Below are 22,073 nucleotides of genomic sequence, written 5' to 3' on the forward strand. Positions count from 1 at the left end.
TTGTAGGCCAGCGCCCTTTGAATAGCAAGATTCTTTGCGCGATACGTTGATTCGTCAGTGGCCGACACAATCCAAAACTTCGGCCGATAGGGCAGCTACGCCTGGGGTGCGCATGCGGAGATAGTAGGCGGCGCTACGACTTACACGAGGACGGCAAGCCGAGCTTCAGCGGACGCTCTGTCTCCTCGATCGATATCCCGAAGTAGCTGCCTCTTCTCTTCCGACTTTGTTAGCCGTCTGTTTGTCGTCTCCAGATGAAGCTCTTTCTGACGAATTTCTCCATCGAGTTCCTGCGACTTGAACTCTTTGCCCCGCCTCAAACGACGGTCGAGCTCTCGTCCGATATAAGGTTTCAACCCCTCTGGCGAGAGGTGGTTGGTATCCTTATGTACGCGGGTGACCAGCGTTTCGATGAAACTCGAGTTCGGGCTCAGTCCTTGTATTGTCGAGCCGTAGGCGTCGAGCGCGACGCAAATCTTCTTCGTTACATAAGTTGCACGGAACCGATGGTAGCTGCAGTCAAATATCCCAGCTTTACGGAAACACTCGATGGATATCTTCGTAAGGCTGTCGCCTTGAAGAACTTCGCCAGTCTTTTGCGAAAGAAAGACAAACTGGCTCGGCGGTCGTCCCTTCTTCAAATTTACCTCGACGATCGCAGCGCGCTCGACGTCGACGTAGTCTAGGGTGACATCCAGAAGGAACAGGTCGGGATAGATCGTGTGCCAAGTCCCCCCTTTTGTGAAGATTTTGATACCCCATCTGCTGCCCCTTGATCGGAGCTCGTCGAGCTGCTCGCGAGTCGGAAGATCAGTGAGGCGAACGCCGAGGACCGATGCTCGCCTCGCGCCAGTGTACTCACCCCATAGAAACAATAAGGTATCGCGGGTCGCATGACGGTGCGACGCGGCTACACGATGAACATTACGGATTCCCGGTTCGTCGGGCGTGCCGCGATCCGCAGCGTTGCCACGCTTATCGCGTAGCGTGACAATCGATACCCACTGTCGGATCCGCCGACCGCTTGGCATTACGCCATAGTGCACCCGACCTGTGACAGGTGGTCTCTGCCTTTGGCTCTGCGCTTGATCTAACTCGACCACACCACGGATACGCCCAGTTTTCTCAGCCCAAGTGAGAAAGCGAAAAATTACGGAAAGATAGTTGTTGAAGGTCCTTGCCCATATGTTCCGCCCTTCGTCATTCAAGATCGCGGCGTCAACATGTCGAATCGAACTGCGATAGTTGCGAAGGCGGCCGTCGGTGAGATGCCTCAGCTGCCATCCCTTCTTTCGGCAGTGCCGAAGAAATCGTCTGAGGATGCTCGCGTCCCTTTTCGCCGTCAGTAAGCTTACCCCGTCCTTCACTACGCGATCTCGTAGAAAGTCGGAGGCATCCTCGTCGATCCTATCACCCCACAAAAGGACGGGTATAGTGTAGGTTTCACCGTCGAATTCGAAAGTTACGAATTCGATCTCGCCAGTGTCTAGCCGGTCGAGACGAGCTTTCGTTTCCACGAGGTCAATAACATTCGACTGTGGACCGTCTAGCCCCTTCTCTATGTCGGCAACCCGGACTTGGTGGCTGACAAAAAGCTCCGACGCCAACTCGTCAAACTCGGCGGTGATCCTCCGGAGCGCAGTGTTCTGTCTAAGCGCCGACCGACCAACCCCCAGCAAGTCTGCCAGCCAGCCGCGTTTGACCCCCTTCTCATCTGCTTCGAGTCTGCCGGAGGCTCTGGCAGCATCCAAGGCTTCCTGTCCACGACGACCGTGCGCAACCGCTTTGTCCCGATTGGACAAACCACGAAGATCGCCCCAGATATCATCAAGGTTTTCCAGCTTCATTCGACTAACCGCAGATATGGCGTTTTGCCCCGTCGCTTTCTTCCTGGCCTGTCCTGGCGCGGGCTAGACCGCGGCTCAGCTCGAGCGTTGTGTCCAGGGGCCTCTTCGGTCAGCGCCCGTAGTCGCTTCAGTTCCGCTACTGCGCTGTCGCGTTCGTCTTCGACTTTGCGCAACCGCTCGATCTCGCGGCTCATTGCCTTGGCGTCCTCGGCCTCGAGCCGCGCCTTCGACCATTGAGCGAGATAATCGCGCCTTGCGATCCGTTCTTGCATCTCCTCAGGCGTCAACACAGGCGTCGTTTTCGGCTTCTCTGTCCGCTGTTCCTGGGTAGGTCGCCGTTTGTTTATCGACTCTAAAAGCCTTTTGATCTCAGAGACCAGCCCTCCGCATGTGGGATGCGTCCTCGTGAGAATGTTTGTGTTGGTCACTGGAAACACACCGACCTGCGGCATCAGAAAATCTCGCGTGCCATCCAGCGTCTTAGGAAACGTCGTCCAGTCCTCGACCGTCGCCTTGCCTTCGTCGACCGCCGTGAGATAATCTCGCAACCGCTTCACACGTTCTTCGTTAGTGGGGAGCTTCTTTCGAGCACGGTTCTCTTTATCGCTCATTTGAGACATCCTCCAATTGCAATGCCGGTCGGGGCTCGAGCTTTCCTCGGAACGCTAGAAACTTCATGGTCCGCTCGTCCTGAAGTTCTTGAAACAATGTTCCCTCGAGTAGCGCCGGGACCGGCTCGCCGCGTAACTTGATAACCTCGTCCATCACTGCCCTTGTCTTGCGGGCAGACAAGCAGAATGGACAACCAGACCCACAGACCTCCGGTGCTGCATGGGTAAGGTCAGGTCCTTGCCCTTCTTTGCCGCTCAGTCGGCGGCAGAACTCCCTCGGCGCTCTTCCCGAATAGTTCCAATGAAAACAAATACCCCAGTCTTGCATGATGACCATAACACCATGATTTTTGAACAACTGGGCGACGGCGGACGCCACGTTTCTCATCGTTACGACTTTGAGGTTGTCTTTGATGACCGCTTTGATCTTTTCGCCGAGCCTTAGGATCGTGAGCGCGGGCGTCCCGCCATAATTCTCTTGTCCTTCAAGAACGCTTTCGACGACGTTCTGGACGTACCGCCACTCCTCTTCGTCCCAAAGGGCTGCAACATCCGGGTCAAGCGCGGTGTATCGACGGGTGACGGATATATTTTCCTGGTCGAGCATGTTAGCCACGCCCTCGATGGAACTCTCGTATTTCCAATAGTACAAGGTAGGCGAAAACCGTCGGAACTGACGAAGTTGCCAGTGCCAGCGCTCCCATTCCGAAGTTTTGCTTCGGAATTTTGGTAACTTGTAAACGGACGCAAGGTGGTTGGCTCCGCTGTTGGTAAAGTTAACCAACTCTGCCCGGCGATCGTGCACATTCGAGAACTGAAACATCCGCGGAGAGGCGTCTGGAGGAAGGTACGTCATCACCGCTTCAAGCTGCTGCACAGTGAAAACGACAGCTTCGACTGCCGGCATCAAGCGGACGTCCGGACGCCTTTTTTTCAGCCTTGGCACCTTGATCCACCATTGCCCCGACGGATCTTTGTACAAGCAATCTTTTTCGAGCATGCGGATTTGCGCGGGACGCACCGGCAGGTGTGCGAGAAGAAGCCCGAAGCTATTCTTCAGCAACAATCTCATTTTCGCGTTGATTGCTCCTGCGAGTTCGCGACTGACGGATGCGCTGGCAGCTAGACGCTCCTTATATTCCTTAACTACCGAAGGACCGTCGATAGCCACGGCGCGCCCAAAGTGGTGAGCAAACTCGAATACCAGACGCGGGGGAGGAATGGGCGTGTGTTGAATTTGATCAGTCTTGCGGTCAGCCTCCTCCTCGGGAGCAACGGAGATGGGGTCGACCTCAATGCTGCGTGCATCCATATGGAAGCGCAGTGCATACATATGGTCGCAGACAATGAAGGAGCGATCATAAGCGCTGCGAGTTGGTTTCCTAGTTGGCGACGCTTTGGGGACCGCCTCTTCATTTGCCCACCTGCGGGTGTGTTGCAAAAACGTCTGTTTTACAGATTTGTTTCTCCAGCCATCTTTCAAGTTCAGCTCTCTGCAAATCAACCTCAGGCTTGCATGGCCATCTACATCAAGCCAATTAGCCGGCAACTCGGCGAGCTGAGCGTATTCGCTCAACTTCGCGTCCAGATAAGCTGCGAATCCGAGCAGCCCCTCCGCCCCTTCGATGGCCTTCCGCAATACTGCATGGAGGTCCCTGGGCAGTAGACGCGAAAGGTCATAGATCCCGATTCGAGCGACAGCCGACAGAATGTGGAGCATGTTGTCGATCCATTTTTTGTGGCTCAATGGCCCCAGATCGGCAATGTCGGACTGCCGGACCCAAAAGGCGGCTTCCTTCGCGGTGCGGTAAAGGCTGGGCGTGTCTTTCAGCTTGCGATTCGGCGTGAGCATGTAGTCGAAATCGGCGAAGACTGCTTTTCCCGTGGCCCGGTCTACGCCCAAAGGCCATTGGTCCATCGAGTACGGGGTTTCGCCAAGCCATTCGGCCTTTCGTTCCGCGTCGCGCGGCCCGTTGGGCGACAGAATTGAACTCCCGGAACCGGATATCTTGTCCATGAGTCACCATGGCCTGAGAGCGGGAACGGAAGGATCGGCCCAGATTTGTTTCCGGAGGATCGTGGCTTCGTCCCAGATGTCGATGTTTTGCCCGCGCGTCATGAGCTCTTCGATGCTCTCGATCAACTTGAGTCTTGGCAGCCAAACTTCCATCCATCGCTCTGGTCGAGTTCGAGAGAACTCGTCTTCGGCGCTCCTCAGGCCGATCCCCCAGGCTTGCACCAGCGCCGTTTGGACCGGGTCAGCTACGAACATCAATTGTGGACAATTGCGCTCGCAGTCTTGCTGGGTGCACAAGGTGCCGGCCGAACCTGGCCTGCCAAGCCTGTCGCCGCACAGGGTGCCGAAACCCGTACGCCTCATCCTCCCGCTTCGACGGCGCTCGGCCAGAGCTTCGTCGGAAATCCCCAAGGCGTTGGCCAATTCGTTATCGTCATGGACGATGATCGTCTGTGCGTCCGTTAGGTACGACCGTGTCACTTTATCGCGGATAAGAGTCTCCGGAGGTCGGGAATGGTAGTCCCTCCAAGATACGTCCTCGGTGTGTTGACCGAGCGCACGGCTGACGTTGATGATACCCTTGTCCAACAAACCTTGAAGCAGCAAGCGAGAGGTTCGGAACATAGATGGGACGATGTTCATTCCGGCGAGTATCGGTTTCGTCTGACAAATCTCTCGGATGTGGTCGCGTGCAGCCCATTCGGAAAGAGCTCTAATGCGCCCATGGTGGCACATGAGGAAGAGACGATTAGACCACGATGAGGAGCCGCGGAGATGGTGGGTCGCCGCCTTCATCCAGTCGAGCATCTGGATCTCGCGACCGTTCGCCGGAAGGTCGATGTGGATCACTTTGGGCGCGCCACCCTTCCTCTTGACGCCTACAATCTCGGCTATTTGATCGTCTACCGACCGGGTGAAATCGGTCGGAAGCTCGCGACCTACCGCGGTGTTCGGCCCCTTAGAGGCGAGACAAGCCAGCACCGCGGCAGACGAACAATCGACGTGCGGCACGAGGTATGCCTGCAACTGCGACCGGGGGCCATAAAGCTTGGCCAATTGCTTCGCGACGCGCCGGTTCTTCCAGTCAGATGCGATCGATCCGTTGTATTTCTTCATGATAAAAAGGTATCGGGCCAGTCCGGTTTCCGAGAACTCCTCCGGGAGTATAGTATCCAGATGTGGCGAGGCGTGCCCCCTCAAGAATATGTCTTCCAACCGTTCGTCTTCCCCCTCCTGACGTTCGATATTCGCAATCAGCCGCTGTCCGTAATCGAAATGGTCGCGCCACTTGCAAAAGCTCTCCCAGCCTGCCTCGGATGCCGCGTCCAAGCGCTGGCGAAGCACGACTTTTACAGCTTCGTCCGGATCGTTTCTCAGACTTTCATCAGCCTGTACCTGGCGAGCGATAGCCGACACGAACTCCGGTACTTCTTTCGCCCCCAGACCGACGTCGACGCTGAGTACGACGGACTCCAAAAGCTCGATATAGCGTTCGACGGAGTTCGTTGTGACGGGGGCTGCGCTTTTTCCCAACTTCGGCGCTTCGACGACGGTTCGCAATTGGGTCGTCTCTACCCTTGCAAGCTTTTTGAGTGGCCGCACACCGGACGGCATGAGATCGCATGATTTCAGCAACTTGATCAGATGGTTGGCCAAGCCCACGAATGAGTTGGTCATGACACGCGTTTTTTCCGCCACCGACGTTGCGCGCAATGACGCCAGTAGCCTTGTCCAAGCGTATTCGCTGCCTCTCGCTAGCGAGCCATCCGACTGGTACAGGCTATGTGCGATCGGTGACGCAGTCTCGAATACAGAGAGGGCGACGCCATAAACCTCGAACGCCCGCCTGAACGACATTTCGGCTAGCGTCTCAAGGAAAGTCTCGCTTAAAGAAATAGATACGGCTTCCGGAAACCCGAGGGCTGTGATTCGCGCGAATTCGAACGGCGTACCCTCATGGACAAAGTTGCCCGGCTTCGAAAGAAACTCCCCCATTATCCTCTTGTCTGCAGTCTCCAGGATGGTCTTGAGGGCGGTCCTGCCAAGAGAGGATCCGGCGATACCGGCCGCAGCAGCAGCCGCTCTCCTGCTGATTTTGCCGCGAAAGAGCTTTACGCACTCGCCGTTTACGTAGTCCCGCAGGCGGGCCTCTTCTTCCGCGTTCGGCACTTCTCTCTCTGCGGTCCGACGCGAGTTCGGCAACCCTTGAATGCCTTTGGCCTTCTTACCGTACTCGAGGAGCAGTTCTGATATCTCCTTCGACGTTTTGATGTCTCTCAAGCTCACCCCAAACGCGGAGGCGAGCTGCTGTCGGCAAACTTCTCCGTTGACGACCTGGAGCGTCCGGTTGGCAAGGCTTTCCTTCAACCACTCCCGTACCTCCTCCGTCTTCGTGCCGATGGTGCCCCGAAGTTTGCTGAGCTCCACATCGAACTTGGCTAGGATATCCTTCTGAGCCCTCACCGACGAGACTGCGCAGTTCAGCTCGCCCGCGTAGTGTCGCCGAGAAACCTGGTTTTTGTTCTTCATCGAAACGAGCGTACCAGAGTTAAGGTCTCGAAGAAGTCGCTCGGAAAGGCGCGCTCGCAATCGAACCGTCTCCTCCGTCTTTATGCGGTTTTCCTCATAAGAACGGCCCGCATTTGCAAGGTGTTGCCGAACCTTGAGAGGATCGGGCTTGTAACCGTCAACAGAGATGCGGTCCGACCAGCGCTGAAGCGGTGCTTCAAGCTCTGGCATCCTTTTGTGCGTGGGGATGCCGAACGCATTGTAAACCTGCCGCCTACTCGCTTTTCCCCGAAAGACGTCCAGACTGCGCTCGGCGAACCGTTGGGAAAACCACGCCTCGATCTCGTCCGCCCTTTGTGCAAGAGGTGGAGATTGTGCGGGTTGAGACAGATGGCGCTCGAGACTCGTGAACACCAGACCATATCGATCGGACGACCTGCGCGCACTGCGAAACAAACACAGGTATCGGCTGCGAAGGATGCCTCCGTTTGCGTTTCGCGCCAGCTTTCCATCCGCCATATCGCAGTGAAGGAACGCCGCTAGGACAACCCGCTCAGACCAAAAGCGGTCTTGCAGGTTGGATTGGCTTGGATCAATGACCTGGTGATCCTCTAGCAGCTTGCGAAGGTCGCCCGGTTCGAGACCCAATAGACTGGAGTAATGATCCCGGTCCACGACTGGCGCAATCGCAGGGATGCTTCCGTCAAGGTAATTCCGACAGAATCTGGCGACGGCTTTCTCGGCGCGTGATGCGTCTTCGGACCGCGTGTGCGATGTCATTCGAACAAGTCTCCTCAACACGCGCGCTCCATCGCTCCCCCGCCACCTTCAACGGCGACGACGGTCGGTTCGGCTGCGTTTCTTAGGACGTGCGGGCGATCTCAGCCCACGCCGATAGGTGAAACAACTGGAATTGCGGACGGATTCGTGGTACCTGTTCTAACGTTTCGGCTCCATTTCAGGCCGAAGCTCTGCAGCAGGGGCCGATATCGATTAAGCGTTCAAGGACCATAACTGACACCAGGCTATCCGGAATCCGAGCGCATGAAAAGCCCCCTCCCCGAAATATCAGTTAAGGACTGCCCAACGATGGAAACTGAGCTTGCTGTTCCAACCCTGGATATCGATTCGGATGGGCTGGACGAGTTGCACGCTCGCGTAAGTGCAGATATCGCCGCCCTAGAGCATTCGATGGCAGCCTGGGGACAGGCGATCACCCAACGCAGAAAGATGCTCGCGCTTATCGATGAAATGAGGGGGCGGACGAACCCTCACGCTGAGAGCGTCTGGATCGGTACGAACAGGCCGACGCGCCACCGCCGCAAATCCGACGGCGAGGCAAGTGCTAGCGAAAAGGTTAGAAAAGCCGCCATAAGAGTGCTCAAACAAGCACAAAGGCCGCTCGGCAGGACTGAATTGCTTCAGTTCATCACCGCAATGGGTGTCGCGGTGCCTGGTAAAGACCCGGCAAAATTCGTCGGTCGCGTACTTTGGCGAGACAGTCAGTTCGTCAACGAGGGCGATGGATATAAACTTGTCGACCCGTCCATCCCGCTCCCCGAAAACTAGCGTCATCCATCTGCGGGAGTCGAACCCACCTTCGGAAAGAAAGGCGACGCATGGGCGTTCAAGCCCGCGCGTGCGATCATCCCGTCCCCTACGGGGACGGCAGTCGTCGGTGGCCTGCTCTGCTCAGCAATAAAAGACCCCGAGGTACCATTCGTATTTTTAAATGAAGACTCCACTTCTCGCACGGAGATGCCGAATTAAAGGCACCATATTTAATTGGAGTCTTCCTTTTGGCATCTGCAGAGTGCCATTGGGGTCTTTGTTTAGCTGTGGCGAAATCGAACGTTTGTGATACCCCGGTTGACGGGACCGCAACGACGACCGGTGAAATGGCGTTGCGTGAAGTCTTGCTTTACGGGCGACTAAGAGGCCGCGCCCCCCTGGGGAAGCACCGAGCGGCCAATTCGTAGACGCCGATTGTCATGATGATAGGCAGACGAATCCGTCGGTGCCAATGCCTCGGAACACGCCATTCCCGTGTTTTTTGTATTCGCGACCAGCTCAGGTCACATTTTTTGCGCGTCAGCGAGCATCATCAATCGTGCACGAGGTGGGATTATTCACTTCAAAGCGAATTCGGCCAGCGCCTCCTCGATCTCGGTCAGTTAACCGAAATCCATCTCCAGCACGCGCGCAAACGTTGCCTTAGCGGAATCCGTGAAATGGACGACCGCTGCTCGGTCCTGGAGCTTCTCAAGGAGTGTATCGACTTGAAACGAGCGGATTTTCCCATCAGCGACGACTGCGGGGGTTCCGGCCTCTATCTCATCCCTGGTCGGCCACGGATGGTCATACCACACGTGGTTGTACCAATTCGAATTCTTGGGAAACGTCTCTACGCACTTCCATGCCATAAGCGACAAAGCCGACTGTGCATCCGCCACATCTCCGAGGTCGGCAATCGAGGGCTCGATGCTGCCGCCCCAAAATTCCTCATGTCCGCTGTCAGTTCCGAGTTTCACCTCGAGGAGCCAATCGCCTTTCTGGGGATGGTTGGATGCGTCGCCGCCCTTCGTAAACAGGAAGGACGTGTTGTAGATCGGCATGAAATCCCAGGTCCACCGTCCGAATGGCGACGCTCCCCTCCCAGGCGGCATCGCGCACAATAAATTCGCCCATTGATAGAAGGTCCGGTCTGGGAATTGGTCGATGACCAGACTGATCGTGTCGAGCGTTCGTCGTTGATATGCGTAGAGAAGCCGGTAGGCGGCGCGGACGTCCTCAAGCGCTTGTGTCAGATTATTTTCGCCAGGCATTGGTTCCCCTGAAAATCGTATGCGGAAATCTCGTCGATCGCCGACTGGGTGAAGCGTCGCGCCGAATGCAAATCGCGGAGAAGGTCGACGTGGCGGTAGTTGGCGAGCGCGAGCGCGCCTATGACGTCATTCAGCACGCGCCGTTCGCTTGACCTCGCGGAGTTTTCCAGCTGCTGTTGGACAGCATCGGCTATTTCTCCCCAAGTCGCCGCAACAACGTTGAGCGGTGTTCCCGTCGACGTAAGATCAGAGACAATTCTCTCCACGGTAAGGGCCTTATTGGTGCCCAGCCCACCGAGCGCCAGCAGGTAAACACTTGTGGCAGCGTCACCTTCCTCTGTCCTCAATTTTTCGAATGCGGTCCACTGACGTCGCCATTGCTCCGCATATTGCGACGCGCCGGTTCCGAGCTTCGCCTCGACGATGAAGTCGATCCGCACTGTTGGATCGCCGACTTCAAAACGAAGGATAACGTCGGGTTCCACGGTATAGCCGCGATCATCCGCTTCGGCGAAGCGTGGCCAGAAGTCGGCGCTAATGAGTTCCACAACCTTGTAGTCAGGCAGCGTGCTTCCAATCGCACGACGGAGTATCTGCCAAAGAACTGGCCCCTCAAGATATGTCAGTCGACCAAAGGCAGACGCAGTCAGAAGGTCTTCCGAGGCGCGAAAAACCTCGCGCCAACTCGATCCAGGTTCGATGTCAGTTCCAATTGTTCCTGCCTTGCCACTGGTCAGGGCTATCAGCATCCGCAGAACTCCAGCAATTTTACAGTCCGTGACCGCGTGGCCGCGTGGGCGTGGGCGTGGGCGGGCTTCAGTACCACGACCCCCTGAGTCGCGAAACAGAACGCGCTTGGGAGGATGCTTTCGCCGACGGTGAAACGTCTCATACCCATGCTTTGCCGTCATGACCCGACATGATCACTTTAATTGTGTGGTAGGGTAGTTTCCCCTTGCTCTCTTCGGTTCGTCGTTAACCGCCCTCGCCGATTTTCGGTTTTCAGGACTTTGGCATTGGCTCATGACGAGCCCGGCGACGCGACGGGGAACCATGAGCAGCATCATTACCAACAACGGCGCGACAACGGCCCTTGCGACCTTGCGCGCGATCGGTGCGCGGCTTACCGACACCTCGCAGCAGATGTCGTCGGGCTTGAGGGTCAAGACGGCCGCCGACAATGCGGCTTACTGGTCCATCTCCACCTCGATGCGATCGGACGTGAAGGCCATGAATGTCGTCAATGACAGCGTGGGCCTGGCTCAGGGTGTGGTGGATACCGCCTACGCGGGGATGGAAAGTGTACTCGAGAGTTTCGTTGAAATCAGGAACCTCGTGATCACCGCGAGCGACATGCCGCAGCCGGGTATGAAGGACGCGGTCAAGCCGACATTCAGCCTCGATCCGGAATACGCGAAATCCGACGTCTCCAAGATCGATCAACGGATACAGACCCTCCAGGACCAGGCGAAAGCCGCCATGTTGTCCGCTTCGTTCTCGGGTGTGAACCTGCTCTATCACGGCAAGAACGAAGACGAAAAGGCGAGCGCGCAGGTGTTCAACTTCACCATCGGCTACGCCGACGGCAAGGTTCAGACATTGAACGTCAAGGCCATGGACACGCTGCTTCTCAACGACGACTTCGGTAGCTTTCCGACGACCTTTCCGGGAGAGTTCAACCCGGAGCAAACGCTGTTCGACGGCAGCGACACCATCAACGCTCCTGGGTCGTTCACGCCCTTGGGGGTGTATTGGTACAACATCCCGGTTTCCAACCCGACGACGGGCGATCCGGAGGCCTATCCTGTCGAGCCGACCTATGTTCTACAGGCGCTCGAAAACCACGTCGTACGCTTCGGATCGGATAGACAGGGACTCTACAGCAACTTCGTGGCGAACCTGGACCAGAAGATTCAGGCGATCACTTCGAAAATGGCGTATGTCGGCACGGTGCAGAAATCGCTGGAGATGTACGACGAGATCAACAACAAGATGATCGATTCCGCGACCAGCGGCATCGGCCGCCTCGTGGACGCCGACATGGAAACGACGGCAAGCAAGCTGCGCGCGCTGCAAACCCAACAGCAGCTCGCCACGCAGAGCTTGGGGATCGCCAATGCAGCGCCAGGAAACCTGATGCAGTTGTTCAGCTAATCACGCCGTCCTATAAGTCTGGCTAGTGTTCTCGGGTGCACCCGGTATCGTCGGGCAACCTCCTGAGCATCCTCCCCGTCTACGACGACCGCATTATAGGCCAGCGTGCACTCGTCTTCCGTTAGAGAAGGTCGCCGGCCGAGCCGTTGGCCTCGAGCACGCGCGGCTTCAAGCCCCGCCCGGGTTCGCTCCCTTACAAGCGAGCGCTCGAATTCGGCCATGGCAGCCATCAAATGGAATACGAGCCGTCCGCTTGCGGAGCTGGTATCTATGTTTTCTGTCAGACTGAGGAATTCCACTTTTCGTTTCGTAAGGCGTTCGATGATTCCAATCAGGTCTTGAATTGATCGGCCAAGGCGATCGAGTCTCCAGACCACTAGGGTATCGCCCGGCTTCAGTGACCGAAGTGCCGCTGCCAAACCAGGTCTCCTTAATTTTGCTCCCGAGATGCCCTGATCTTCGAAAATCCGGTCGCAAACCTCCCGCAGAGCCGCCATCTGGAGGTCGAGGCGCTGATCGTGTGTTGAGACCCGGGCGTACCCCACCTTTGCCATGTTTTATTCCATCCTCCGCGCCGCTTGACAGAATGCAGCGTTTTCGACGTGCGAGTGCGCGGGGTTGCATGATTTCAATCCGGGAATGGTTGCAATGACTTAGGCAAGTGACAAAACATTTCCCGAGCGATGACAAAAACGCTCGTATCTAGTCGCCGGCGGTAACGAATTACGCTCTGTCCTCCACCGATGAAGCTGGCGACTTTCGGTGATCTCGCCCAGCAGCTCATTGACGTCTGGATTTCCCGCAATGACGTCGAGCATTCTACCGTGCTATCGAACCTGATTAGCGATCGGCTTTCCGCGAATATGGTGCTTGCCATCATCGAAATGACTAACGGCAGCCCTACCGAGTTTGAAGTGAATCTCGTCCGCGACTACAGCGTTCCAACCAGCTACACAGACGTCCCTGAAGTCTTGAAATCGCGACTCCCAATGCTTCCTGCAGGACGTCTTCACCCTTCCATCCTGAAGGCGATCACCGGCCGCCGGCCTTCGCTCATCTCTGAAACCGTCCGCCACGACAACATGCAAACCAACTTCGAGATGCTGGCGCTTCCTCGCAAAGCCGCGAAGCCGAGAGGCGACTGGTGCCTCGTCCTCGGTGTCGTGAATTATATCCTGATGTCTTCGGCAATACCGAAAGACCTCGACGACGTCGATTTGGCCATCCTCCAATTGCTTCGGGAAGGACTGCAGATGCGAGAGATCGGCCACCGGGTTCAGCTCTCTCCACGCACGGTCGAGCATCGTGTGGAGCGTCTCAAGGCGATGACCGGAGCAAAAACGCTCCATGATCTAGTCGCGCGCTCCCTGTAAAAATCGGCATCGTTAAACGGTCGCTAACGCTAACCGCTGTTCTCGAAGTCTCGATTTCTCTGGGAGGGTGGAATCCCCCTCGGAAATTGCCGAAATCACAATTCCGACGCGGCAACTTCCAGTGGCTGCTCCTGTTGGAGAAGCTCATTGTCCGGTCGTTGTCCGGCAATGACCATCCGAGGTATCCGAGGGATTCATGAGAGCCGCTATCCTACATCTCGTCACCGCGCTCACGCTGAGCGCGGCGTCCGCGTCTACTTCGCTGGCAGCCGAACTTGACATCAATGGAATTGCACTTGGGACGAGTGCCGACCAAGTCATCGCGAGATTCCAGGAGGCCCGCCCGGAAGCTCAGTACGAGTTCGTGCGCTGGAAACTCCCGGAAGGCAGCGAATGGGTCGCCAACGGCAGGACCCTGTACAACGACCTCGCAAATCCGGACGATATGGAACACGAGCGTATGCAATTCGCGTTCACGGGCCTCGGGTCTGGCAACAAACTGTTTGCGGCCAGCCGCGAGTTGAAGTTCAGGCCGTCGCAACGACCGACGACTGAGTCGGTCTATGCGGCGGCCGTCCAGAAATTCGGGGAGCCTTCGGTAACCGGGAAGAGCACCACCGGCATCTGGGCAGCATGGAAATTCAGTTCAGCGGACGCAAAGGCCGAAAAACTCGAGTCACCGATGGCCTGCATTGGTACGAGCGATTTCCCCGTAGGCCTTGACGAATTCACCGCAAAGAGAATGAAGCAGTCCGCGAGCATGTGCGGCATCTATATCGACGTTGACGTCCGGGGAGACGAGACGGGCCTAGCGACCGAACTCAACATGAAGATGACGGACCAGTTGCATCTCGAGCAGGATTTCGATGCGGACAATGCCGACGCCCGAAAACGGATCGATGCGGCAAAAGCCAAGAACGTTGGAAATGCGGCACCCCCTCCAAAACTTTAGCTATATCGGAGCGGCAAGAACTGGGCAGGGCTACCAAATGAAATGGTAGCCCTGCCCAAATTATGAAGCAAATCTCCTGGTTTGGAGTGCCACCCCGCAACAGTGAATTACTCGTCGAGGCGGTTTTCAACTTTTTTTCTGCTGTTACCGACGGCCTTTGGCCTCGTAGCGGACTTCGTGATCCTGGCCTGCGGCCACACGGGCGCGGTCCTGGTTGCGGCTACGCGTGCTCTTCGACATTCTATTACCTCCGACTGGTTGCCCTGCTTCTAACCCAGTTGGATTCCACAAAGTTCCGGCGGCACCGTCGGCTCAATTGAATTTCAAATTAAATGCGGGCACGTTGGTGAGAAGCGGCCGTGAGATTGCCCGGAGTTCCCTGCTAGAGCCCGTCTGGGCAACACGAGATGACGGTCGACGCTGCGATCGCCGCCGCGATCGGATGTTGATCTTCGGGATTGTGAGTTAACCCCACGGATCATATATTCGGCACAGGCACACAAAAGCTAAAGGAGGTTGCCTATGACACCGCGGGACGCCTGATCCAGAATTATCGTGACTTCTGCCTTTCCAAAGGCATCGACTACGCATGCATTCAGTCCGTACAGCCGCACGACGACTCCACGCTCTTCTGCAGCGCTGGGATGCAGCAGTACAAGCCCCTCTTCTCCGATCCATCCTGTAAAGGAACCGTCGCGAACAGCCAGGCCTGCCTGCGCATGGGCGACCTCGACGACATCGGCGACGGCACGCATTTCCTGCACTTCACCATGCTCGGATTGTTCTCCTTCCGTCAAATGACGGTCGGTGAAGCAATCGATTTCTGGCTGGATTTTCTTGGGACGCTCGGGCTCATGCCCGACCATGCCACTATCCATCCAGACAAGCTGGGGGAGTGGACGCCTCTGTATCGCGGTCGTGTGCCCATCAAGCCCGATCCTGAATGCACATGGAGCGACGGCAATATCAGCGGATACTGCACGGAGTTCTACAAAGAGGGGATTGAGATCGGCAATATCGTCAATCCGCTGGGGACCTGTATTGACGTGGGGTTCGGGCTCGAGCGGCTCGACATGCTGATCAACGGAACGCCACCGGCTACCGTACTTGATACGCTAGCTTCCACGGCAATGACGGTTATCCGGTCCGGTTACGTCCCGGGCAACAAGGAACAAGGATACGTCCTCCGCAAGCTGCTCAGGCGCATTTACCTGATGGGCGGACAGGTAGAACATCCCTTCTTCATTGAAGAGGTCGAACGGCAGAAACGCCTAGTCCTCAGGTACGAACGTCTTCGCCACCAACACCCTGGAAAGTCGAAGGACTGGTGGTTCGATACCCACGGGATCGACCTCAATCTCCTAAAGGATGCCTAATCAAAATACGTGAGGGCTCAACAGAGCCCTCTCCTTCAAAGCCTTAGGCAACGGCACGACACCCTTTGGCTGCCGTGCTCGTCGAAGCCTCCTATGCAGACTTCGCCACTACTCGGGTGGCAGCGGGATAGTCGATGTAGCCTTCGGGGCCCTGGGTGAACCACGTCGACGCATCGTCCGGGGCGCACGGAATGCCTTCCGCCAGACGGTAAGGCAGGTCGGGGTTAGAAATGAACGGACGTCCGAACGCGACCGCATCACCGATACCCGCACTCAACTCGGCCTGCGCACGAACCATATCGAAGTCGGAGTTCAGGATGAGTGGCCCCTTGAAGGCGCTCCGCAGCTGTGACGCGAGCGGGTCCATGTCGCCGACACCGAACGTGCCGGTCAACGGAGGCTCACGCAGTTCAAGATGGGCGATACCGATGCTCGACAGGGCCTCGGCCGCAGCAATGAACACGGGTAGCGGGTTGCTGTCCTTGACGCCCTGCGTCTCGCCGTTTGGCGACAAACGGACGCCGGTTCGGTCGCCGCCGATGGTATCGACGACCGCTTGGGTGGTCTCGCGCAGGAACCTAACACGGTTTTCGATCGATCCGCCGTAATGGTCGTCCCGGAAGTTCGAGCTGTCGCGCAGGAACTGGTCGATCAGATAACCATTCGCAGCATGCAACTGGACGCCGTCGAACCCCGCTTCCATTGCGTTCTTGGCACCGTCACGGAAGTGCTGGACTATCTCTGCGATCTCGTCGACGCTGAGCGCACGCGCCTCCTCGTATGGCTTCTTGCCGTCGTAGGTGTGGGCTTGGCTTGGCGCGATCGTCGCCGAGGCGGACACAGGCTGGCCGCCGTCGAGGAAGCTCGAGTGAACGACGCGACCCATTTGCCACAGCTGGGCGATGATCCGGCCGCCGTTTTCGTGGACCGCGTCGGTGACTTTTCGCCAGCCAGCGATCTGCTCGGGCAGCCACAGTCCCGTGGCGTACGGCCAGCCAAGCCCGAGCTGGTTGATCCCGATGGCTTCGCTGATGATGAGGCCGGCAGAGGCGCGCTGGGCGTAGTAGTCGACCATAATCGGTGTTGGAATATGACTACGTGTGCCGCGCGCGCGGGTCATTGGAGCCATCAGAATACGGTTGGGAGCCTTGATAGCGCCAAGTTGAATTGGATCAAACAAGCTGGTCATGGGGAATTCCTTGGGAGAAAGTGGAATGCGCGCCTCAAACGAGGCGCGATCCCCCGTCAACATTGAGAACGGCACCGTTCATCCAGCCGTTGGCCATCAGGAAGACGACCGCCGCACCCGCTTCTTCCGCGGTGCCGAGGCGGTGCAGCGGGAGCGCCTGCTTGAGGGAGGCGACGTATGCGTCGCGGCCTTCGCCCAGTGCCTTGGAAAGGATCGGAGTGTCGATCGGGCCGGGAGAAAGAGTGTTCACGCGGCGCGGCGCGAGTTCGAGTGCAAGTCCACGTCCTAAGGCTTCCATCGCGGCGGAAGCCGATGCGAGGATGGCGGTGCCGTAGGCGTTCGGGCGATCTGCAAGAGCGCCGGAAATCAGGGTGATGGATGCGTCTTCGGCAAGCTTGTCGCCGAGAGCGCGGAGCGTGTGGACTGCCGCCCAGATGCGCTCGTCGAAGGCGCGCTTCAAATACGACACATCGGCTTCCAGCACCTTTCCGGCGACGAAAGTGCCCGCAAGCAAAACAAGGTGGTCGACACGGTCGATAGTAGCCACAGCTTCGGCGATCGAAGCCGCGTTGGTTACGTCGGCTGCGCGCCAATCGTCGAGGCCGTTCTCGGAGGCAGCCTGCTGGGCGCGCTGGCGGTCGTTGCCGATAACGGTGACCTTTGCGCCGGCGGCCTTGGCCTGGATGGCAGCGGCGAGGCCGATACCGGATGTGCCCCCGAAAATAAGGACCCTTTTGCCTTCGAGCGAGGAAGTAAAGTTACCCGTGGGAACCGTAACTGTCTGGTTCATTTCGTCTCTCCTTTGTTAGCGGGCTGGTGTCCAGCGCCGATGAGTAAGAATTAAATCCAATCCGCGCGCTTGATAATCGGGCCGTATTTCGTTTTAATAGTTCCATGGTGGAACAAATCGGAATTGACAGGCTGACCGGGATCATCGCTTTCGCCCGCTCGGCCTCCTTAGGAAGCTACACGGCGGCTGCCCGTTCGCTGTCGATCTCGCCCTCAGCGGTAAGCAAAAGCGTCCAACGACTTGAGGAGAACCTCGGGATCAGTCTCTTCAGCCGAACCACGCGATCGCTCACGCTGACTGCCGAGGGTCGTGATCTGCACGAACGCGCGTTGCGCCTGCTCCGCGAGGCCGAAGAAATCGAGCAGGCGGCAGTCGCGGCTCGCGGCGAACCTTCCGGGACGCTCAAGGTGACGGCACCGTTACCGATCGGCGCGAACCTGATCGCTCCCGCCCTGCCCCGTTTCAGGGAGCGTTTTCCGAAAGTCTCGGTGGACCTCCGGCTCGGCGACACGTTCACGGATATCATCGAGGAAGGCATCGACGTCGCGATCCGCGTCGGCGAGCCAGCGGACTCGCGCTTGATCGCCAGAAAGCTTGCTCCGAACCGCGTCTGCGCATTCGCATCGCCGGATTACATCAAACGACGTGGAGTTCCCGCGCGGCCGGAGGACCTTGTCCACCACGACTGCGTCAACTTCCGGCTCCAGAGCACGGGCCAAACGTTGCGCTGGCCGTTCAAGGTCGGGGATCGAGTCCTTGAAATCGTTCCTAACGCCACGATCGTCGTCGACAACAGTGACGCCGTGCGAGCTATTGTTGTTGCGGGCGGTGGTATCGGCATGTCTCCGACGTACATCGCGGCTCCGTACCTCGAGAGCGGCGAGTTGGTGCCCGTTCTCAAGGAATACGCGGTCGACCGCTTCAACATTACCGCCCTCTGGCCAGAGAGCCGCCGAGGAAACCCCACCGTAAAGGCGTTCGTCGCTTTTCTCGGAGAAGTTTTCCCTGCCGAGGCGGCATGGGATCGCATCTTCGCAGCCAGCGAAGCTGCCCCACCGTCGTGAAGTACGTCGATAAGACCATAGTTCATGAACGCGCAATTAGGCTGCAGTTCAAAATCTCGGCCGTCCTGATCGACGTGACATAGGTGGCATTGGTCTACCAAACCCGCGTATGGACGTGCCAGACAGCATGTGGTCCACCACGCTCTGGCGGTCCACGGGCGTCGCGATCACACGCCCGCCGAGAGCGTAGCTCAACCACCAAAGTACTCCTGTCGATGACATCCGGGCCAGTGGAAACTCGGCGTCACCAAAATCGAGGAAAACGGGACGCTTGCCTCCTCTCCAGCGCTCGATGAGCGCTGCGACGCGATCAAATAGCAGCCATGAGCGGGCATCGGTCTCGGCTCCGACCGGCGGAGCATTGAGCAACGCTTCGCGGACGAGAGGTCTCGTTTGAGACGAGTACCATCGACAATCCAGATCATGGAACCGTAGAACGCCTCGCGAGAAGCCCTCTCCTGCGGCGAGATCGTCGAGTGTTGGAATTCGACTACGGTGCCGCTCGCTGTTTTCACATCGGCAATGTGGACCTCGCCGTCCGCAGCCCGATGATGAACCTCCTGCCATTCCGACGGAAACAGGTTCTTCCACGCCCGATGCCATTCCGTCTCGGGTTCCCACCATCGATCACAAGCAGCGGTGCTGACGTGCGCCCAGTGATGCAGCCGCTTGAGACCGCACTTGGCGAGCGTCGGCGATCCGCATCCGGGGCAACTCCCGCGGACGCCGGTCGTCGCTTCTTGGCGGATTCCGTCTACGAATGCGAATTTCATTGTTATCTCCAAACAGCCGTGAGCAACGCCCGAAACGACGCAAGCTCGGTTCACAGGGGAAAATGGCGGGCGGCTTGAGTACCGCTTGGAGGTTCTTCGGGCAGTTTCGACTGCCTCATGTTCTTCTTCGTCTGGTCCGCCTGACGAATAAGCTGAGGCTATTAGCCGACACGCCAGAATCAACTACATCGACGGCGTTATGCACTGATTAGTACCGGTTGCCGCCGTTCTTATGTATAGGGGCTAAATTGTATATTCGCCTTGTTCGAACCGGGGGCGATGATGGGCAGGAAGCTTACAATCATCTTCGCAGCAGGTGTCCCCATTAGGAACAACAGCAAGCTCCGGGAGTTAATGCTTCAGTCGGGCGTAAGTGTAATCGGAGCGCGGCGCTCTCCTCATTCCTCGGGTATCCGAGGTTGCTTCCAGCTTGCGAGCTGTGACGCAGGGTTCGAATCCCTGCCCCGACAACCATGTTCGATACAATCGAAAAAGCCTGCGATTTCTCGTCGGGCTACCTCATCCTGACCTCGACACGGCACCCCTTCGCCGAGGGATGGCCTAATCACCTCGCCATCGAACTGCGCCACGCCATCAGCGCGATGAGTTTCGATCAGTTTGCATCGCCAAGGTCCCACCCCGCCACGCTGTCTGCCACGGTGATGAGGATGTCCGCTCCTTCCAAGGTCAGGGTGATTTCCACGCTCCCTCCATCGTCATTAGGGAGGCATACTTGAAGGCATGCGACGTCCGCTTTCGGAATGGTGATCAGATGCGGCAGCCCGCGGCTAGGAAGACGGAGAACCGGTTCTGTGTTAGCCTGGCTAAACTTTGCGCATGCGATCTGTGGGAACTTCTCGGAGGGCGAATGGCGAGCGTTCCTGTCAAGCGACGGCTGGCTGCGATCATGGCCACGGATGTGGTTGGCTTTGCCCGCCTCATGGAGAGTGACGAAGAGGCGACCCTTGCTCTGATCAAGGCGTTGCAGGCTGAGGTCCTCGCGCCGAACATCGAGCGCAATGGCGGCACGATATTCAAGCTGATTGGCGACGGAACCTTGTCTGTGTTCGATTCCGTCTCAGGAGCGGTCGAATGCGCGATGGCTATCCAACGCGAACTCGTGCGCCGCGAGCCGGAAAGCGCCCGCGCGGTTCTCAGAATCGGGATCAACCTCGCCGACGTGTTGGTTGACGGATCGGATATGTTTGGCGACGGCGTGAACGTCGCTTCCCGGATTGAGGCGCGTGCCGCACCCGGCGGCATCTGTATCAGCGATGGTGTCTACCACCAGATCGTCGCGCGGCTCGGCGACGAGTTCGTGGAGGGCGGCGAAAAACGTCTGAAGAATATCGAGCGGCCCGTTCGCGTCTGGTACTGGCACCCGCGTCATGCGGGAACCGTGAATGCGGAGCCCTCGCGCCTTGTTGAACCACCGTCATTGGACACGGAAAAAGTCCTGGTCAGGGTTGGGGTCATCTTATCACCCCTTCCGCATCAGCAGGAAGTCGTGGGACTGATCACCTCCTGCCTTGAACAGTTTCTTTCCGACAGACATTGGATCGACGTCGCGTCCCTATCGGCGGCTGATATGGGCAGCCGTACCCACGACTACACGGTCAGCATCGGCGTCCATGGGGCTGGTCCGTTCCGATTGAACGTCAGATTCTTGCGCAGCACGGCCACGTCCATCCTCTGGTCAAGGACCTTCGATCTGCCTGCGGATTACGATATCGACGCCATTGAATCAGTAGCGGCGGACATCGTCTCGCTGGTGGTAGACAAGGTGCTTTTCACCGCATCACATACCATTGCGAAGAAGCCGGAGGCTTCCTGGTCGGCATATGAGAATTTTCTCTACGGAAGGATGCTCGACGCGAAACATCTGCTGCCCGAAGCAGAACCCTTCTACCGCAAAGCGACGGAACTCGATCCAGCCCTGATTGACGCGAACGCAGCGTATGCCATCGCATTGGCTTTTCGCTTCTCTATGGAAGGGGTGATCGAGCGGCTGCATCATGCCGACGAAATTTCTCGCACTGCCTTACGGCTGGACAATAATCACGCCTTCTCCCACTATGCGGCGGCGTTGGTTCAACTGACGATGCGAAACTATGACGGAGCGGAATCCCATTACGTCAAAGCACGCGACCTAGCGCCAGGTGACATTGAAATTCGGGCCGATCATGCCGAGTTTCTTCACTATGTCGGCGATCTGGACAAAGCCGCAAACGAAATCGACGAATGCTTCAGGAAGTCGAAGTATCCGCCAGTGTGGTTTTGGACAGTCAGGGGGATTATCCGATTTCAGCAAGGCCGGCCGGATGCAGCCGTTCAGGATTTCGAGAACCTTCCGAACAAGTCGTGGCGGACCCTTTTTTTGCTTGCCGCAGCTCATGCATCGTGTGGTGACGAAGCGCGACGGGAGTCCCGTGAGGTCGAGGCGCGCAGCCTCCAGCCAGCGCTGAGCCCAGAGTTGATCCGAAGAACATTTCCATATCGCGACGAAGATGCGATTGCGAAGCTCCTTGGCGCTTTCGGAACCGCAACGTAGGTGTTAACAGTGCCCAATCAACGGCACCGTCCATCGCGCTCCT

The 22,073-nt window shown here is 57.6% G+C and carries 18 protein-coding genes; 7 read left to right on the top strand and 11 right to left on the bottom strand.

Annotated features, from left to right (window positions below; genetic code table 11):
• Positions 1–140: 140 nt before the first annotated feature.
• From AMK05_RS14470 to AMK05_RS14485, 4 genes are read right to left on the bottom strand one after another with little or no spacing between them, the layout of a single operon-like run.
• Entirely contained in the window at positions 141–1,847 is a 1,707-nt protein-coding gene (locus AMK05_RS14470) for a hypothetical protein (RefSeq protein WP_064839491.1), read from the bottom strand.
• Complete coding sequence (locus AMK05_RS14475; RefSeq protein WP_064839493.1) at positions 1,844–2,458, bottom strand: hypothetical protein; 615 nt, start codon at positions 2,456–2,458, stop codon at positions 1,844–1,846. Before AMK05_RS14475 ends, AMK05_RS14470 begins: the two co-directional genes overlap by 4 nt.
• On the bottom strand, positions 2,448–4,475 hold the full coding sequence (locus AMK05_RS14480) for a hypothetical protein (RefSeq protein ID WP_143535837.1): 2,028 nt from the start codon (positions 4,473–4,475) through the stop codon (positions 2,448–2,450). Before AMK05_RS14480 ends, AMK05_RS14475 begins: the two co-directional genes overlap by 11 nt.
• Before the next feature lie 3 nt (positions 4,476–4,478).
• A complete protein-coding gene (locus tag AMK05_RS14485) occupies positions 4,479–7,763 on the bottom strand; it encodes a hypothetical protein (protein ID WP_064839497.1) in 3,285 nt (1,094 codons plus the stop codon).
• 309 nt (positions 7,764–8,072) lie between these two features.
• On the opposite strand from AMK05_RS14485, the gene AMK05_RS14490 reads away from it, so the two are divergent.
• Complete coding sequence (locus AMK05_RS14490; protein ID WP_145924764.1) at positions 8,073–8,552, top strand: hypothetical protein; 480 nt, start codon at positions 8,073–8,075, stop codon at positions 8,550–8,552.
• A gap of 605 nt (positions 8,553–9,157) precedes the next feature.
• Here the strand turns inward: AMK05_RS14490 and AMK05_RS14495 are convergent.
• Positions 9,158–9,808, bottom strand: coding sequence for a hypothetical protein (locus AMK05_RS14495; RefSeq protein WP_064839501.1), 651 nt, complete (start codon positions 9,806–9,808; stop codon positions 9,158–9,160).
• Positions 9,787–10,557 (bottom strand): hypothetical protein, encoded by a 771-nt coding sequence (locus AMK05_RS14500; protein ID WP_064839503.1) that lies wholly within the window; start codon positions 10,555–10,557, stop codon positions 9,787–9,789. Before AMK05_RS14500 ends, AMK05_RS14495 begins: the two co-directional genes overlap by 22 nt.
• A gap of 304 nt (positions 10,558–10,861) precedes the next feature.
• Between AMK05_RS14500 and AMK05_RS14505 the strand changes: the two genes are divergently transcribed.
• Complete coding sequence (locus AMK05_RS14505) at positions 10,862–11,962, top strand: flagellin (protein WP_064839505.1); 1,101 nt, start codon at positions 10,862–10,864, stop codon at positions 11,960–11,962.
• Here AMK05_RS14505 and AMK05_RS14510 read toward each other — a convergent pair.
• A complete protein-coding gene (locus AMK05_RS14510; RefSeq protein WP_064839507.1) occupies positions 11,959–12,516 on the bottom strand; it encodes a recombinase family protein in 558 nt (185 codons plus the stop codon). The genes AMK05_RS14505 and AMK05_RS14510 overlap by 4 nt on opposite strands.
• A 189-nt stretch (positions 12,517–12,705) precedes the next feature.
• Here AMK05_RS14510 and AMK05_RS14515 point away from each other — a divergent pair, with 189 nt between their 5' ends.
• Both AMK05_RS14515 and AMK05_RS14520 read left to right on the top strand, forming a co-directional pair.
• Complete coding sequence (locus tag AMK05_RS14515) at positions 12,706–13,335, top strand: winged helix-turn-helix transcriptional regulator (protein WP_064839509.1); 630 nt, start codon at positions 12,706–12,708, stop codon at positions 13,333–13,335.
• 196 nt (positions 13,336–13,531) lie between these two features.
• Positions 13,532–14,287: a hypothetical protein gene (locus AMK05_RS14520; protein WP_064839511.1), complete on the top strand. Its 756-nt coding sequence runs from the start codon at positions 13,532–13,534 to the stop codon at positions 14,285–14,287.
• A gap of 144 nt (positions 14,288–14,431) precedes the next feature.
• On the opposite strand, the gene AMK05_RS34575 is transcribed toward AMK05_RS14520, so the two are convergent.
• Positions 14,432–14,527 (bottom strand): DUF3606 domain-containing protein, encoded by a 96-nt coding sequence (locus AMK05_RS34575; protein WP_442966233.1) that lies wholly within the window; start codon positions 14,525–14,527, stop codon positions 14,432–14,434.
• 242 nt (positions 14,528–14,769) lie between these two features.
• Between AMK05_RS34575 and AMK05_RS14525 the strand changes: the two genes are divergently transcribed.
• Positions 14,770–15,663, top strand: coding sequence for an alanine--tRNA ligase-related protein (locus tag AMK05_RS14525; protein WP_082935663.1), 894 nt, complete (start codon positions 14,770–14,772; stop codon positions 15,661–15,663).
• Between the two features lie 91 nt (positions 15,664–15,754).
• On the opposite strand, the gene AMK05_RS14530 is transcribed toward AMK05_RS14525, so the two are convergent.
• Together AMK05_RS14530 and AMK05_RS14535 are read right to left on the bottom strand one after the other, a co-directional pair.
• Complete coding sequence (locus AMK05_RS14530; protein ID WP_064841386.1) at positions 15,755–16,852, bottom strand: alkene reductase; 1,098 nt, start codon at positions 16,850–16,852, stop codon at positions 15,755–15,757.
• A 34-nt stretch (positions 16,853–16,886) separates the two neighbouring features.
• Entirely contained in the window at positions 16,887–17,642 is a 756-nt protein-coding gene (locus AMK05_RS14535) for an SDR family oxidoreductase (RefSeq protein WP_064839516.1), read from the bottom strand.
• A 104-nt stretch (positions 17,643–17,746) separates the two neighbouring features.
• On the opposite strand from AMK05_RS14535, the gene AMK05_RS14540 reads away from it, so the two are divergent.
• Positions 17,747–18,706 carry a LysR family transcriptional regulator gene (locus AMK05_RS14540; protein WP_064839518.1) on the top strand — a complete coding sequence of 320 codons (960 nt, stop codon included), beginning with the start codon at positions 17,747–17,749 and terminating at the stop codon, positions 18,704–18,706.
• Positions 18,707–18,897: 191 nt separating this feature from the next.
• On the opposite strand, the gene AMK05_RS14545 is transcribed toward AMK05_RS14540, so the two are convergent.
• Positions 18,898–19,479 (bottom strand): competence protein CoiA, encoded by a 582-nt coding sequence (locus tag AMK05_RS14545; RefSeq protein ID WP_237352108.1) that lies wholly within the window; start codon positions 19,477–19,479, stop codon positions 18,898–18,900.
• Between the two features lie 868 nt (positions 19,480–20,347).
• On the opposite strand from AMK05_RS14545, the gene AMK05_RS14550 reads away from it, so the two are divergent.
• Positions 20,348–22,030 (top strand): adenylate/guanylate cyclase domain-containing protein, encoded by a 1,683-nt coding sequence (locus tag AMK05_RS14550; protein WP_064839520.1) that lies wholly within the window; start codon positions 20,348–20,350, stop codon positions 22,028–22,030.
• The last annotated feature ends 43 nt before the right edge of the window (positions 22,031–22,073 follow it).

This window comes from Rhizobium sp. N324, from assembly GCF_001664485.1.
Classification (GTDB): Bacteria; Pseudomonadota; Alphaproteobacteria; order Rhizobiales; family Rhizobiaceae; genus Rhizobium.